The sequence below is a fragment of the Pseudomonas sp. WHRI 8519 genome, assembly GCF_040224055.2.
GTDB classification, from domain to species: domain Bacteria; phylum Pseudomonadota; class Gammaproteobacteria; order Pseudomonadales; family Pseudomonadaceae; genus Aquipseudomonas; species Aquipseudomonas putida_X.
The window spans coordinates 1058546-1074022 of sequence record NZ_CP167996.1; the positions used below are offsets into that span (position 1 = coordinate 1058546).

The window sequence follows — 15477 nt, forward strand, 5'->3', positions numbered from 1 at the left end:
ATCGGGGCCGCGACGCGGCCCCGATACCGATTACTTGACTTCCACCGCCAGGCTTTCGGCGATCTTGCTCTGCCACAGCGCAGGGCCGGTGATGTGCACCGACTCACCGTTGCTGTCCACCGCGACGGTGACCGGCATGTCTTTGACTTCGAACTCGTAGATCGCTTCCATGCCCAGTTCGGCGAAGGCCAGCACCTTGGACTTGCGAATCGCCTGGGCCACCAGGTAGGCGGCGCCGCCGACGGCCATCAGGTAAACGGCCTTGTTGTCCTTGATCGCTTCGATGGCGGTCGGGCCACGCTCGGACTTGCCGATCATGCCCAGCAGGCCGGTTTGCTCCAGGATCTGGCGGGTGAACTTGTCCATCCGGGTGGCGGTGGTCGGGCCAGCCGGGCCTACCACTTCGTCACCGACCGGGTCGACCGGGCCGACGTAGTAGATGAAGCGGCCTTTGAGGTCAACCGGCAGCGCTTCGCCACGGTTGAGCATCTCGACCATGCGCTTGTGCGCGGCATCGCGGCCGGTGAGCATCTTGCCGTTGAGCAGGATGGTCTCGCCCGGTTTCCAGCTGGCGACTTCTTCCGGGGTGATGTCGTCGAGGTTGACGCGGCGGGCGCTCGGGCCTGCTTCCCAGACGATTTCCGGGTAGGCGTCCAGCGACGGGGCTTCCAGCTCGGCCGGGCCGGAGCCGTCGAGCACGAAGTGCGCGTGACGGGTGGCGGCGCAGTTGGGGATCATGCACACCGGCAGCGATGCGGCGTGGGTCGGGTAGTCCATGATCTTGACGTCGAGCACGGTGGTCAGGCCGCCCAGGCCTTGGGCGCCGATACCCAGCTGATTGACCTTCTCGAACAGCTCCAGGCGGATTTCTTCGAGGCGGTTCTGCGGGCCACGGGCTTTGAGTTCATGGATGTCGATGGACTCCATCAACACTTCCTTGGCCATGACCGCAGCTTTTTCGGCGGTACCGCCGATGCCGATGCCGAGCATGCCGGGCGGGCACCAGCCGGCACCCATGGTCGGAACGGTCTTCAGAACCCAGTCGACGATCGAGTCGGACGGGTTGAGCATGGCCATCTTCGACTTGTTTTCCGAGCCGCCGCCTTTGGCTGCCACATCGACTTCGACCTTGTCGCCTGGGACGATCGAGTAGTGGATGACGGCTGGCGTGTTGTCCTTGGTGTTCTTGCGGGCACCGGCCGGGTCGGCCAGGATCGAAGCGCGCAGGACGTTTTCAGGCAGGTTGTAGGCGCGACGCACACCTTCGTTGATCATGTCGTCGACGCTCAGGGTGGCGCCGTCCCAGCGCACGTCCATGCCGACGCGCACGAATACGGTGACGATACCGGTATCCTGACAGATCGGGCGGTGGCCGGTGGCGCACATGCGCGAGTTGATCAGGATCTGGGCGATGGAGTCGCGCGCGGCAGGCGACTCTTCACGCAGGTAGGCCTCGTGCATCGCCTGGATGAAATCGACGGGGTGGTAGTACGAAATGAATTGCAGGGCGTCGGCGACGCTCTGAATCAGGTCGTCTTGCTTGATCACGGTCATGCAGCGCGCTCCTCTTAAAGACGGGAACATTCGTAAAGGCCTTCCGACACTGCACACCTGCGTGTCGAAACGCCTGGCAAGGCGTCGACAGGTCAGGCCGACGCAAAAAGGCGCGGCAGTATAGCGCGCCTGTGCCTGCGAAACACCTGCGCGTGGTCTGGACCATGGTCGGCAGGCGACGGGCATCCTTTTTGCTGCCGATGCCGGCTTGCCTTAGAGTGGCGATGTATAGCCGGAGAAGTGATGACCATGCCTGAACTCTGTGTGGGCGAGCGCCGCTGGACGGTGCCCACCGGCAGCAATCTGCTCGATGCCCTGAACGATGCGGGGCTGAACGTGCCCTACAGCTGCCGTGCTGGTAGCTGTCATGCCTGCCTGGTGCATTGCCTGGAAGGGCAACCTGCCGATGCACTGCCAGAGGCCTTGGCGCTGGAAAAACACGCTCAGGGCTGGCGACTGGCATGCCAGTGCCGGGTGACTGACGACCTGCGCGTGGCGGTGTTCGACCCCCTGCTGGACGGCATCCCTGCACAGGTCTGTGCGCTGGACTGGTTGGGTGATGTGCTGCGCTTGCGCCTGAGGCCGGAGCGGGCATTGCGTTATCAGGCGGGGCAACATCTGGTGCTGTGGAACGGCCCGGTGGCCCGGCCCTATTCCCTGGCAAGCCTGCCGGGCGAAGACGCGTACCTGGAGTTTCATATCGACTGCCGGCACCCGGGCGCGTTTTGCGACAAGGCCCGTGGTTTGCAGGTTGGCGATACGTTGCGCTTGGGTGAGCTGCGCGGCGGGGCGCTGCATTACGATCTGGACTGGCAGGGGCAGGCGCTATGGCTGCTGGCGGCAGGTACCGGGCTTGCGCCCCTGTGGGGCATCTTGCGCGAGGCGGTGCGCCAGGGGCATCGGGGGGAGATCAGGGTGATGCATGTGGCCCATGATGAGGCAGGGCATTACCTGGCTGAGCCGTTGATGCAGATCGAGGGCGTGACTGTCGAGCGGGTACTGGCAGGGCAGCTGGATGCAGCGCTGGCGACACTGCGGCCATCATCGCGCCGGACCATTGCGTTGCTGTGTGGCTCACCGGCCAGTGTGGAGCGGTTCGCGAGGCGGCTGTTCATTGCGGGGGTGCCGAGGAATCAGGTATTTGCCGATGTGTTCGTCGCGCATGCCTGACGGCGCTGTGCAGTGATCGAACCGGCCTGATCGCTGCGGCGCGTCGTGGCGACGAACCGCAGCGATGGGCCGCAGCGCGGCCCCGGTCAAGACCGATCAGCCGACCAGCGGATCACCGACATGCAGGATCTTCATGCCGTTGGTACCACCGATGGTGTGGTAGCTGTCGCCCTTGGTCAGGATCACCCAATCGCCTTGCGCCACCAGGCCACGCTTGAGCAGCTCGTCGACCGCCGCCTGGCTGACCTTGTCGGCCGGCAGCGAAGCCGGGTCGAACGCGATCGGGTAGACGCCGCGGAACATCGACGCGCGCGCTTGGGTAGCGCGGTGCGGCGACAGTGCGTAGATCGGCACATGCGAGCGCAGGCGCGACATGATCAGCGGGGTATAGCCACTTTCGGTGAGGGCGATGATCGCCTTGACACCCGGGAAGTGGTTGGCGGTGTACATGGCCGCCAGGGCGATGCTCTCGTCGCAGCGCTCGAAGGTGGTGTGCAAACGGTGGCTGGACTTCTGGCTGGTCGGATGCTTTTCAGCGCCCAGACAGATGCGCGCCATGGCCTGGACCGCTTCGATCGGGTAGGAACCGGCGGCGCTTTCGGCCGACAGCATCACCGCATCGGTGTTGTCCAGCACGGCGTTGGCCACGTCGGAAACTTCGGCGCGGGTCGGCATCGGGTTCTGGATCATCGACTCCATCATCTGGGTCGCCACGATCACGGCCTTGTTGTTGCGGCGAGCGTGCTGGATGATCTTCTTCTGGATGGCGATCAGCTCGGCGTCACCGATTTCCACGCCCAGGTCGCCACGGGCAACCATCACGGCATCGGAGGCAGCGATCAGCTTGTCGAGGGTTTCGTCGTCGGCAACGGCTTCGGCACGCTCGATCTTCGCCACCAGCCAGGCGCTGCCGCCGGACTCGTCGCGCAGCTTGCGGGCATATTCCATGTCGCTGGCGTCACGCGGGAAGGATACGGCGAGGTAGTCCAGGTCCATTTCCGCGGCCAGCTTGATGTCGGCCTTGTCTTTTTCGGTCAGGGCTGGTGCGGTCAGGCCGCCACCTTTGCGGTTGATGCCTTTGTGGTCCGACAGCGGGCCACCGATGATCACCACGCAGTGCAGTGCATCAGCGGTAGCGGTCTCGACGCGCATGACCACACGGCCGTCGTCGAGCAACAGTTCGTCACCAACGCCGCAGTCCTTGACCAGATCGGGATAGTCGATACCGACGATGTCCTGGTTGCCTTCGGTCAGCGGGTGGGCGGTGGAGAAGGTGAACTTGTCACCGATCTTCAGTTCGATGCGCTTGTTGCTGAACTTGGCGATGCGGATCTTCGGACCCTGCAGATCGCCCAGCAATGCGACATGGCGGCCGTTCTTGGCAGCGATCTCACGGATCAGGCGGGCGCGCGCCTTGTGCTCGTCCGGGGTGCCGTGGGAAAAGTTCAGACGTGCCACGTCCAGGCCGGCGAGGATCAGCTGTTCGATCACTTGCGGCGAGTTGCTGGCGGGGCCGAGGGTGGCGACGATTTTGGTACGGCGGATGGTCATGCACAGACTCCTATAGTGAAGCGCAGCGAAAGGCTACTCCTGAATCGCCCTGTAGTCATTGTTCCGTTGCACTACCTGAAGGCGGGTACGATAGGGCAGCTGCAAGCCGCACGTGGCAAGCTGAAGAAATATACCGGCACGCCGATATACTCTTTATCAAAGGAGATCCCCATGCGAGCCCTGATCGTTTTCGCCCTGGCGGCCAGCGCCGTCGGCTGTACCCGCTGGTCCATGGACCACCACCTGAACAACGCCTATCGTGCGTATGACCGTGGCGATTGCCAACGGGTGATGCTCGAGCTGTCACAGGTCGACCGCACCAGCCGTGCGCGGCCGTTCATTCATCCGGAAGTGTCGTTGCTGCGTGGCCAGTGCCTGGAGCGCCAGAAGCTTTACGTGGACGCTGCACAAACCTACGAGTACCTGATTCAGCAGTATCCACGCAACGAGTATGCCTACCGGGCCAAGGCGCGGCTGCAAACCCTGGAGAAGCTGGGCCACTACCGCGCTGGCGAGGCTGCGATGGCCAACCCGGTGAATACCTCTCCTTGGCGTTAACACCAAGGTGTCGTTTATTTCACGGGATTTGCCGCGCGCGCTGCGCTAACCTGTAACTCAGTTGTTACAACAACCGCCAGTACCTCGTATTCCTGGCATCGGGTACGGACTGCAATGGTGACCATGTTCAACCAGCGTCATATCGAGCGCCATCAGTTACCTTGCGTACTGATGGTCTTCAATCGCGTGACCGATCAGCCGATCGGGCAGTTGGGCAATGCCTCGGAAGATGGCTTGATGTTGATCAGCCAGTTACCGGTGCTGGTGGGCCCGGATTTCGAATTGCAATTGCGCCTGCCGCTGCCCGGTGGCGGCTTTCAGTTCATCAACCTGACCGCCAGTTGCCTGTGGTGCCGTGAGGACCAGACGCCTGGGCATTATGATTCGGGCTTCATGCTGCTGCAGGCACCACGCGAGTACGACGAGTTCGTGCGCTCGTTGCGCGACTATTTCAGTTTCCATCCGGCCAACGCTTCCGTCTGAGGCCATGTCCGCTAGAATCGGGGCGACCTTCGATCAGGACGACCCCGTGACCTCCAGCATTTTCTGGCACGACTACGAAACCACCGGTATCAACCCGCGCTGCGACAGGCCGTTGCAGGTGGCCGGTGTGCGCACCGACTTCGAGCTCAATGAAATCGACGAGCCGATCAGTCTTTATTGCCGCCCCAGCGACGATATCCTGCCGCACCCGGCGGCTTGCCTGGTGACAGGCATCACCCCGCAGCAGCTGGCCAACAAGGGCCTGAGCGAAGCCGAGTTCATGACGCGGGTGCACGCGCAACTGGCCCAGCCGGGGACCTGCGGCGCGGGTTACAACACGTTGCGCTTCGACGACGAGGTTACCCGCTACAGCCTGTACCGCAATTTCTTCGACCCGTATGCCCGGGAGTGGCAAGGCGGCAATAGCCGCTGGGACTTGATCGATGTGGTCCGCACTGCTTATGCCCTGCGCCCTGAGGGCATCGTCTGGCCGCAACAGGACGGGCGCGTCAGCTTGCGCCTTGAATTGCTCAGCAAGGCCAACGGCATCGATCATGGGCATGCCCACGAGGCACTTTCCGACGTGCGGGCTACCATCGCGCTGGCGCGCTTGATCCGCGACAAGCAGCCTAAGTTGTATGAGTGGCTGTTCCAATTGCGCAGCAAGCACAAAGTGATGGAGCAAATCCGTCTGCTGCAGCCCTTGGTGCATATATCGGGGCGCTTCTCGGCAGCGCGCAATTATCTTGGGGTGGTCTTGCCGTTGGCCTGGCACCCACGTAATCGCAACGCGCTGATTGTGTGCGACCTGCAAAGTGAAACCCTACCCTTATTAAGGGAAAGTGCCGAGGTAATTCGTGAGCGTTTGTACACGCGTCGTGAGGAATTGTCTGATGGGCAATTACCCATACCGCTGAAGTTGGTGCAGATCAATCGCTGCCCGGTAGTGGCGCCGCTTTCGGTATTGCGCGCGGCCGATCAGCAACGGCTCGGGATCGATCTGGCGCTCGTACACGCTCGCGCTGAAGAGTTGGCCAATCAGCAGAACGCCTGGCAACACAAGCTGGAACATATTTACGGCAAGGACGACTTTGCTCCGAGTGAAGATCCGGAGCAGCAATTGTATGAAGGGTTTCTCGGCGACCGCGACCGCCGGCTGTGTGAACAAGTAAGAACGCTGGACCCTTCACAGTTGGGGCAAGGCCACTGGATGTTCGATGACCCGCGCCTGCCTGAGTTGTTGTTCCGGTACCGGGCGCGTAACTTCCCGGACACCTTGAATAGCGAAGAGCGGCAGCGCTGGTATGGTTTCTGTCAGCAGCGATTGAGCGATCCACACTGGGGAGCACCGAACACGCTGGGCGACTTCGAGCAGGCGCGGCAAAGCGCCTGGGCCAAGGCGGACGAGCCGGGGCGCCAGGTGCTGGACGCCTGGCAGGCGCATGCCCGACAACTGGCAGAGCACTTTGCCATTCCTTTTTGAGTGGTTTTGTACACGCAAACAAAAACGCCGGCATCGTGCCGGCGTTTTTGTTTTAAGCAGTACAGCGATCGAGCGGACAATCAGTCCAGCAGGGTCGCCCAGCTTTCAACCACATCGCCACCCCATTTGGCTTTCCACTCTTTCAGGGTTTTGTGGTTGCCGCCTTTGGTTTCGATCACTTCACCGTTGTGCGGGTTTTTGTATTGCTTGACCTTGCGCGCACGTTTGGTGGCGGTGGTCTTGACTGCGCCACGTGGGCCTTTGCTCAGCTTCGATTCTGGGTCGAGCAGGGCAATGACGTCGCGCAGCGATTTGGAGTATTCGCCCATCAGCGTGCGCAGTTTGCCTTCGAACTCCAGTTCTTTCTTCAGCTTGTCATCCTGCGACAGGTTGGCCAGGCGGGCTTGAAGTTCTTTGATGGCTTCTTCGGTGGCGCGGTATTCGTTGATCAGGGACATGGAGTGTTCCTTAATGCGTGTTCGGGAAATGTGTGGAGCAATAATAGACAGGCGATACTCTCAAGTAAACCTATTAATCAGTTCATCAACTGTTTATGTGGGCTGTGACAAAATATCTCAAGGTTAAAAAAATATTTACATTAGCCCGCGTAACTCGTCATGTTTCGCCTGGCTGTTGCTGCGTGCCACGGCCCGTGTCTAAGCGCGCAAGGGGCGGTGGCGGGGTGCAATGATTACTGCGTTTTTCCGGGCGGGCCGCTAGAATGAGCGCCTTTGCGAAGTTCTGGAGTCTTATTCATGCGCACCTATCGTCTGGTGATCGCTTGCCCCGACCGTGTTGGTATCGTGGCGAAAGTCAGTAATTTCCTGGCTTTGTACAATGGCTGGATCAACGAAGCGAGCCACCACTCCGATGAGCAGAGTGGCTGGTTCTTCATGCGCCATGAAATCCGCGCCGAATCGCTGCCATTCGGTATCGAGGCCTTCCGTGAAGCCTTTTCGCCGATAGCCGAAGAGTTTTCCATGACCTGGCGCATTACGGATTCGGCTCAGAAAAAGCGTGTGGTGTTGATGGCGAGCCGTGAATCCCACTGCCTGGCTGATCTGCTGCATCGCTGGCACACCGATGAACTCGATTGCGAGATCCCCTGCGTGATCTCCAACCACAACGACCTGCGCAGCATGGTCGAGTGGCACGGCATCCCGTTCTTCCATGTACCCGTCGACCCGAAAGACAAGGCGCCTGCGTTCGCTGAAGTGTCGCGCCTGGTCCAGGAACATGCGGCCGATGTGGTTGTGCTGGCGCGGTACATGCAAATCCTGCCACCGCAGTTGTGCCAGGATTACGCCGAAAAAGTCATCAACATCCACCACAGCTTCCTGCCGTCGTTCGTCGGTGCCAAGCCTTACCACCAGGCCGCCCTGCGTGGGGTGAAGCTGATCGGTGCTACTTGCCACTACGTGACCGAAGAACTGGACGCAGGCCCGATCATCGAGCAGGACGTGGTGCGTGTGAGCCATGCCGACAGCATCGAGGACATGGTCCGCTTCGGCCGCGATGTGGAGAAGATGGTGCTTGCCCGTGGCCTGCGCTATCACTTGGAAGACCGCGTGCTGGTGCACGGCAACAAGACTGTGGTGTTCGACTGATACGGGCTTTGGGGCTGCACCGCAGCCCCAGCCATGCAGGGGATGAAACATGACGGGCTCACGCAACAAACCCACCGCATCAGCACCGCCTACCCTCGGGGAAGGCTGCCTTTCTCGCTACGACCCCGACGCCCTGAGCGAACAGGACGGCACTGATTTCCCCGGTGCCGCTGAGCTCTGGCGCCAGCTCAACCCGTCTGACGCCGCCAGCGCTCCAGCAGGGGACGCGCCAGCAGGCAGACAAACACCGGCCCCCCGGCCAGCAGATAAAAGTAGTAAGTGACCGCACGCCAGATCAGGATCGCCGCAGCAGCGGTGGAACTGCCCACCAAAGGCGTCAACAGGCTCGCCGAGGTCAGCTCGGCCGCCCCGGCGCCGCCCGGCAGCAGGCTGAACTGCCCGGCACTGAGCGAGAGCATCTGTACCAGGAAGCTCGGAATCCACGACAACTCCACGCCCAAGCCTTGCAAGACCAGGTACAGCACGCTGTAGCGTAGGCTCCAATGCGCGCAGGTGAGGGTGAACACCAGTGCCAGTGTGCTTTTTGGCAGCTGCCAGGTCTGCGCCAAGGCATCGATGAAGTGCAACAGCTTGCGCGCCCAGCGCCGTTTGCGCGCAGGCGCCACCCCCATGCGCTGCAGCAGCCGCCCATTCAGGCGCATCACCGTCCGTCGGTACCGTAGCAGCGCCACGATTGCCGCCAGTGCCGAGCACAGCAGTAGGGCACTTCCCAGCAACATGCTCTGCTGGCTGCGGCCAAGGCTGTGGAACAGTGCGTAACCGGCTATTGCCAACATGGCGCAGAAGAAGAACAGCAGATCGTTCAACTGGTCCATGGCAAACACCGCGCCGCTGCGTGCCGGGCCGATACGGTCACGGGCCAGCAGGGCCATGAGTGTCAACGGCCCGCCGCTGCCGCCTGGGGTGGTGCAAATGGCGAATTCGGTGGCCATTACCACGCCGAGGCTGCGCACGTGGCCAAGCTTTGCTCCCTGCTGGCCAAGCAGCAGGCGCAAGCGCACGGCATTGATTACCCAGCACATCAGGATCATGCCCAGCAGGGTCAGCATCAATGCGGGGTCGAAGGCCTTGAGCCTGGGCAGCAGGTCGCTGCCTCCCAGCAGGGCCGGTATCACCATGGCCATCACCAGCGCCATGGCCAGCCAGCCCAGACGGTTCATCCTACTGCCTGGCGCTGTAGCCAGGCCGACTTGGTCAGGGGGGCGCGCCCTTGCATCAGCAGCTTGTCCAGCGTGCGCAGCCAGTAATCTCGTGAGGAGCGGTGGCGCATGTCCACGGGGTGCAGCCCAAGGCGCAGGGTCTCAGCGTTGCGCCAGCGTCTGCACTGCCAGTCACAGACCACCTGCGACACACCACGACGCCAGGCGCTGCGGGCGCTCCAGACCAGGCCTGGGGCATCGAACGCGGTGAAGTCGGGTAAACGATAAAGGTGCTGCGGGGTGCTGGTGTAGCGCAACGGCAATTGGCTCAAGGCCTGGCGGGTGCCTTGGCTCATCAGCCAGGCCGGGGCGACGAAGCCTGCCACGGGCCAGCCTTGCCGGTCGAAGACTTCAAGGCCGGCCTCCAGGCGTTGCATGGCCTGCCCCTGGTTCAAGGCATAGAACTCCCCTTCATGGGTGTACAGGCGGCGCATGAAGTAGTCACGCAGGCTGCGTGGCGCTGGACCGTCGTCGGCGTGATACAAGCCATGCAGCGCCAGTTCGTCGCCACGCGCCAGGCGTCGTTCGAGCAGGCGGCAGAATGCGGGTGAGCCTGCCAGCGGGTTGCGGTGATGGAAGTTCGGCACTACCAGCCAGGTCATGGGCACATGGCCCATTTCGTCGACGGCCTCGACGAAGGGCTGGTAATCCGGCCAGGTCTCAGGCGCGATGTCATGCAGCACAAGCATCAGGCTGCCCGGCGTGGCGCTGGTCTCAAGCATGGGCGCGTACCTGCGGTTGATGGCCAAGCACCGCCTGATAGTGCTGCAGCAGGCCGGCGACGACATTGTCCCATGAATAATGCTGCTCCACATGGCTGCGGGCCTGGGCCCCGAGCTTGCGCACGCCGGCTTCGAACACCTCACGCACTGCGGTGGCCATGGCCAGGCCGTCGTTGGCCCGGCACAGGCGCCCGCACTGCTCATTGACGATCTCGCCGAAAGCCCCGGCGTGCACGGCCACCACGGGCGTGGCGCTGGCCATGGCTTCAAGGATGACCAGGCCGAAGGTTTCCTGGTCGCCGGCATGCACCAGCAGGTCGGCGCTGGCCACGAGCCGGGCGACGTCCTGCGGCGCGCAGAATCGATTGATGACGCTGACGTTGTCAGGGACGTTGCTTGGCATGTTCGAGCCTACCAGCAGCAGGTGGTAAGGGCGGCCAAGGCGCTGTATGCAATCGAGCAGTACGGGCAGGTTTTTTTCCCGCGAGCCACGGCCAGCGAAGACCAGCAGGCGGCTGGTATCGGGGATACCCAGTTCGGCGCGCAGTTGTGGGTCACGGTGTTGCGGGTTGAACGTGGCCAAGTCCACGCCCAGGCGCTGCACATGCACATCGCGCACGCCCAGGCGGCGAAGTTTGTCGGCCATCACCTGGCTGGGCGCCAGCACTCGGTCGAAATTGCCGTACAGCTTGCTGACATAGGCTTCTACATTGGGCGTGAACCAGTTGCCCATGCGGTTGCTGACCAGCAGTGGCAAGTCGGAGTGATAGAAGCCGATCACGGGGACATCGAGCTGGCGTCGCGCCTCAAGGGCGGCCCAGGCGGTCAGGTACGGGTCACCCACTTCGATGAGGTCGGGCTTGAGGCCGCGCAGCACATTGCACCAGGGAGCAAGGCGTACGGGGAAGCGGTAGCCTTTGCCAAAGGGCAGGGGCGGCGCCGGAACTTGATAGATGCCGTCTTCCTGGCGAGCACTGGCCCCGGGAATCAACAGGCTGTGGCGTACGCCCTCAATGGCGTCGAGACGGTGGTGTTTGGCATCAAGATAGGTACGTACGCCCCCGCTGGCCGGGGCGTAGAACATGGTGATGTCAGCGATGTGCACGATCAGCATCCCTCCGGGATCGACTTTTGGTCCGTCATCGGGCTGTAACAGGCCGACGATGACGCGCCTAAAGATTGACCTACCTGAAGGATAGTTTGTTCGGTTGGGTTGGGAGCAGCAGCTGCAGCTGCAAGCTGCAAGCTACAAGCTACAAGCTACAAGCTACAAGCTACAAGCGAGAGGGCGCATGGCCCGCTTTTACTTGCAGCTTGAAGCTTGCCGCTTGCCGCTTAGATCCGGAAGCTGCCTACCAGGTGCTTGAGGCGGGTGGCCTGTTGCTCGAGGTCCGAGCACGCTCGCAGGGTGGCCTGGAGGTTCTCGACGCCTTCCTGGTTGAGCATGTTGATCTCATTGATGTCCATGTTGATCGAGTCGACCACGGCCGTCTGCTCTTCGGTTGCAGTTGCCACCGACTGGTTCATGCCGTCGATTTCACCGATGCGTACAGTCACGCTGTCCAGGCGCTCACCCGCCTGGTTGGCGATCGCCATGCTGTCCTGGCTGTGGCGCTGGCTCTGGCCCATGGTGTCCACCGACTCACGGGCACCGACCTGCAGCTCCTCGATCATCGCCTGGACCTGTTGCGCCGACTCTTGGGTACGGTGCGCCAGATTGCGGACTTCGTCGGCGACCACGGCAAAACCACGCCCGGCTTCACCCGCCCGTGCGGCCTCGATGGCAGCGTTCAGCGCCAGCAGGTTGGTCTGCTGGGAGATGCTGGTGATCACTTCGAGGATCTGGCCGATGTTCACCGTCTTGCTGTTGAGCGTTTCGATGTGCGCGCTGGACGTGACGATCAGGTCCGACAGGCGATTCATCGCCTCGATATTGCGCGTCACTACCTGCTGACCTTCTTCTGCCAGCAGCCGTGCAGAACTTGCATGCTGCGAAGCCTGGGCGGCATTGCCGGCGATTTCCTGGGCGGCGGCACCCAGTTCATTGATGGCCGCGGCAACGCTGTTGGTGCGGTTGGACTGCTCGTCGGAGTTGGTCATCGACGAGTTGGAGGCGCTGATCACGCGCAGCGCCACCTCGTTGACCTGCTCGGTGGCCGAGGACACCTCGCGGATCGAGCCGTGGATGCGCTCGACGAAGCGGTTGAAGGCAGTGCCGAGGATGCCGAACTCATCCTGCTGGTGAATTTTCAAGCGTTTGGTCAGGTCGCCTTCACCTTCGGCGATGTCTTCCATGGCGCGGGTCATGGTGAGCAAAGGCTGCATCAGCACGCGGATCAGCAGGCCCAGCAAACCGATGATGATCACGACCGCCACCACCGTGGCGATCACTGCCGAAGTACGGAAGTTGCTGAGCATGGCAAAGGCTTTGTCCTTGTCCACGGACAGGCCGATGTACCAGTTCGCCGATGGCAGGCCCTTGATCGGGGTGAAGGTCAGTAGGCGGGTCTGGCCATCGGCTTCGATTTCAGTCAGCTCGCCCGTCAGTTTTGGCGTGTGCTGCGGGAACAGGTCCGACAACGATTTCATGACCAGTGCCTTGTCAGGGTGCACCAGAATCTTGCCTTGATCGTTGACCAGGAAGGCGTAGCCCATGCCGCCAAAATTCAGCGAGTTGATGATCTGCACCAGGCCGTCCAGCGCCAGGTCGCCGCCGACCACGCCGACACCCGCGGACACTTTGCTGAGGATGCCGATGACCATCTGGTTGGTGGTCATGTCGATGTAGGGCTCGGTGAGGATGGCGCCCGTGGCGTTCATGCCATCCTTGTACCAGGGACGGGTGCGGGGGTCGTAGCCATCCGGCATCTTCGAGTCGGGGCGCACGCTGAAGCCGCCATCGACCTTGCCCAGGTAGACGGTCAAAAAGCTTGAAGTCAGGGCACTCTGGCCCATCAGCGTTTCTGCGCTGGCAGGTTGCTGGGCGATGTTCTGCGCCAGGTTTTCAACCAGCTTTATCCGGCCTTCGAACAGGTTGCGAATGTTGTTCGAAGTGGAGGCGCCCATTTCAGCCAGATAATTCTCCAGGTTTTCACGGATGGCATTACGCTGGAGATAGTCGTTGTAGAGGGTGAACAGGCTAAAGGCGAGTATCACGATCAGTGATGCGGCCAAAAGAATCTTGTGGCTGAAACGAAGGCTTTTGTTCATGGCGTGATCGGTTCCGCTAAGGTTTTTATCGGGCGTTCGCACGAGTACCGCTTAAAACAGTGCAACATCCCGTAAGTCCTTTCAGGGGTGTTCTGTCTTCAAAGGCGAATATCATCCAGAGCTATCGGCTGATGGGTGGTCGAGCTTGAGCAGGGGATTAAAAAGATGTCGGAAAACTCGACGATAGTTGTAGGTGCTGGCCCGGATGGCCAGCCTGTGACCCAAGCCATGCGCCTGGCTAACCGCCATGGCCTGGTCGCTGGTGCCACCGGTACCGGCAAGACCGTGACCTTGCAACACCTGGCGGAAGCGTTCAGTGATGCCGGTGTGGCGGTGTTCGCGGCCGATGTCAAAGGTGACCTGTGCGGTGTCGGTGCGGCGGCAGCGCCCCAGGGCAAGGTGGCCGAGCGCATTGCCGGCATGCCTTGGCTGGGGTACCGGGCGCAAGCCTACCCGTTGAGCCTTTGGGATATCGCCGGGCAGTCCGGGCACCCGCTGCGCACCACCCTGAGTGAGATGGGGCCGCTGTTGCTTGGCAACCTGCTTGAACTGACCGACAGCCAGCAGGCAGCGTTGTATGCCGCATTCAAGGTGGCCGACCGTGACGGGTTGCTGCTGCTCGATCTCAAGGACCTCAAGGCGCTGCTGGCACACCTTAAAGACAATCCCCAGTTGCTGGGCGAAGACAGTGCACTGATGACCACCGGTTCGACCCAGGCATTGTTGCGTCGTTTGGCAACGTTGGAGCAGCAGGGCGCCGAGGCGCTGTTCGGTGAGCCGGCATTGCAACTGGAGGACCTGCTGCGCACGGACGCTGATGGTCGTGGGCGAATCCACCTGCTCGATGCCAGCCGCTTGGTGCATGAGGCGCCGAAGGTGTACGCCACCTTCCTGCTGTGGCTGCTGGCCGAACTGTTCGAGCAATTGCCGGAGCGAGGCGATGCCGACAAGCCGGTGCTTGCGCTGTTTTTCGACGAAGCCCATCTACTGTTCAACGGCACCCCGAAAGCGCTGCAGGATCGCTTGGAACAGGTGGTTCGGCTCATCCGCTCCAAGGGCGTGGGGGTGTTCTTTGTCACCCAGTCGCCTGGCGATCTGCCCGACAGCGTGCTGGCCCAATTGGGGTTGCGCATACAGCATGGGTTACGGGCGTTTACCGCCAAGGAGCAGAAGTCGCTGCGGGCCGTGGCAGACGGCTTTCGCCCGAACCCGGCATTCGACACTCTGGCAGTGCTGACCGAGCTTGGGATTGGCGAGGCGCTGGTAGGGACGCTTGAAGAACGGGGGACGCCGGCGATGGTGCAGCGAGTCTTGATCGCACCGCCGCAATCGCGAATCGGGCCGTTGAGTGCGGGCGAGCGTAGTGCGCTGATAGCCGGGTCGCCGTTGGCGGGGCGCTATGACAAGCCGATCGACCGTGAGTCGGCGTATGAAATGCTGGCCCGGCGCAAAGGCGAGCCGGCGGAGCCGGTACCGGCGCCCCAGGCGGATGAAGACAGCTTGGTGGACAAGGCTGGGGACTTCTTGCAGAGCGCAGCGGGGCAGGCGATCAAGTCGGCTGTGCGTCAGGCGGCCAATCAGTTAGGGCGCCAACTGGTGCGGGGGTTGATGGGGTCGTTGCTTGGGGGCAAGAAGCGTTAGCGGTGGTGATGCTGGCTTCTGTGCATTAAAAGCCGCTTGAGGGGTGGTGTTGGTCAGCCCGGGTAAATGGGGCCGCTTTGCGGCCCATCGCCGGCAAGCCAGCTCCCACAGGGATCGCGCCAGCTTTTAGAAGCTGAGCAAGGCAGGTGCTCCCATAGAGGGCTAAGCCGCCCGTCGTTGGCAAGCCGGCTCTAACAGGTACAGCGCAGACCTCAAGAACTGCACAGCCCACCCTGTGGGAGCCGGCTTGCCGGCGATGGGCCGCAACGCGGCCCTTT

Annotated in this window: 13 protein-coding genes and 1 pseudogene; 6 read left to right on the forward strand and 8 right to left on the reverse strand. The window is 62.0% G+C overall.

Going from position 1 to position 15477, the window contains the following annotated elements:
• Positions 1-30: 30 nt before the first annotated feature.
• A complete protein-coding gene (locus ABRP30_RS04885) occupies positions 31-1554 on the reverse strand; it encodes a fumarate hydratase (protein WP_016488901.1) in 1524 nt (507 codons plus the stop codon).
• Between the two features lie 249 nt (positions 1555-1803).
• On the opposite strand from ABRP30_RS04885, the gene ABRP30_RS04890 reads away from it, so the two are divergent.
• Complete coding sequence (locus ABRP30_RS04890; protein ID WP_349976240.1) at positions 1804-2724, forward strand: iron-sulfur-binding ferredoxin reductase; 921 nt, start codon at positions 1804-1806, stop codon at positions 2722-2724.
• A 96-nt stretch (positions 2725-2820) separates the two neighbouring features.
• Here ABRP30_RS04890 and pyk read toward each other — a convergent pair whose 3' ends face one another.
• On the reverse strand, positions 2821-4275 hold the full coding sequence (gene pyk / locus ABRP30_RS04895) for a pyruvate kinase (RefSeq protein WP_039604343.1): 1455 nt from the start codon (positions 4273-4275) through the stop codon (positions 2821-2823).
• A gap of 171 nt (positions 4276-4446) precedes the next feature.
• On the opposite strand from pyk, the gene ABRP30_RS04900 reads away from it, so the two are divergent.
• The 3 genes from ABRP30_RS04900 (at position 4447) to sbcB (ending at position 6799) form a co-directional block, all read left to right on the forward strand.
• Positions 4447-4833, forward strand: a complete 387-nt coding sequence (locus ABRP30_RS04900) for a tetratricopeptide repeat protein (protein ID WP_267821232.1) — start codon at positions 4447-4449, stop codon at positions 4831-4833.
• 123 nt (positions 4834-4956) lie between these two features.
• A complete protein-coding gene (locus ABRP30_RS04905; RefSeq protein WP_241804929.1) occupies positions 4957-5316 on the forward strand; it encodes a PilZ domain-containing protein in 360 nt (119 codons plus the stop codon).
• Positions 5317-5362: 46 nt separating this feature from the next.
• Positions 5363-6799, forward strand: coding sequence for an exodeoxyribonuclease I (gene sbcB / locus ABRP30_RS04910; protein WP_349976183.1), 1437 nt, complete (start codon positions 5363-5365; stop codon positions 6797-6799).
• 80 nt (positions 6800-6879) lie between these two features.
• On the opposite strand, the gene mvaT is transcribed toward sbcB, so the two are convergent.
• Positions 6880-7257 carry a histone-like nucleoid-structuring protein MvaT gene (gene mvaT / locus ABRP30_RS04915; RefSeq protein ID WP_012312927.1) on the reverse strand — a complete coding sequence of 126 codons (378 nt, stop codon included), beginning with the start codon at positions 7255-7257 and terminating at the stop codon, positions 6880-6882.
• A gap of 297 nt (positions 7258-7554) precedes the next feature.
• Here mvaT and purU point away from each other — a divergent pair, with 297 nt between their 5' ends.
• Positions 7555-8406 (forward strand): formyltetrahydrofolate deformylase, encoded by an 852-nt coding sequence (gene purU / locus ABRP30_RS04920; protein ID WP_241804771.1) that lies wholly within the window; start codon positions 7555-7557, stop codon positions 8404-8406.
• 188 nt (positions 8407-8594) lie between these two features.
• Here purU and ABRP30_RS04925 read toward each other — a convergent pair whose 3' ends face one another.
• The 5 genes and pseudogenes from ABRP30_RS04925 to ABRP30_RS04945 all read right to left on the reverse strand — a co-directional run.
• Complete coding sequence (locus ABRP30_RS04925) at positions 8595-9587, reverse strand: lysylphosphatidylglycerol synthase transmembrane domain-containing protein (RefSeq protein WP_267821235.1); 993 nt, start codon at positions 9585-9587, stop codon at positions 8595-8597.
• Positions 9584-10348, reverse strand: a complete 765-nt coding sequence (locus ABRP30_RS04930; protein ID WP_349976184.1) for a DUF2334 domain-containing protein — start codon at positions 10346-10348, stop codon at positions 9584-9586. Before ABRP30_RS04930 ends, ABRP30_RS04925 begins: the two co-directional genes overlap by 4 nt.
• Entirely contained in the window at positions 10341-11462 is a 1122-nt protein-coding gene (locus ABRP30_RS04935; protein ID WP_241804775.1) for a glycosyltransferase family 1 protein, read from the reverse strand. Before ABRP30_RS04935 ends, ABRP30_RS04930 begins: the two co-directional genes overlap by 8 nt.
• A gap of 221 nt (positions 11463-11683) precedes the next feature.
• Positions 11684-12448: a methyl-accepting chemotaxis protein gene (locus ABRP30_RS04940; protein WP_372490470.1), complete on the reverse strand. Its 765-nt coding sequence runs from the start codon at positions 12446-12448 to the stop codon at positions 11684-11686.
• Positions 12449-12589: 141 nt separating this feature from the next.
• Positions 12590-13558 (reverse strand): annotated as a pseudogene (locus ABRP30_RS04945) (cache domain-containing protein); the annotation flags it as partial.
• A 165-nt stretch (positions 13559-13723) separates the two neighbouring features.
• Between ABRP30_RS04945 and ABRP30_RS04950 the strand changes: the two are divergent.
• Positions 13724-15199: a helicase HerA-like domain-containing protein gene (locus ABRP30_RS04950; protein WP_349976186.1), complete on the forward strand. Its 1476-nt coding sequence runs from the start codon at positions 13724-13726 to the stop codon at positions 15197-15199.
• Positions 15200-15477: the final 278 nt, after the last annotated feature.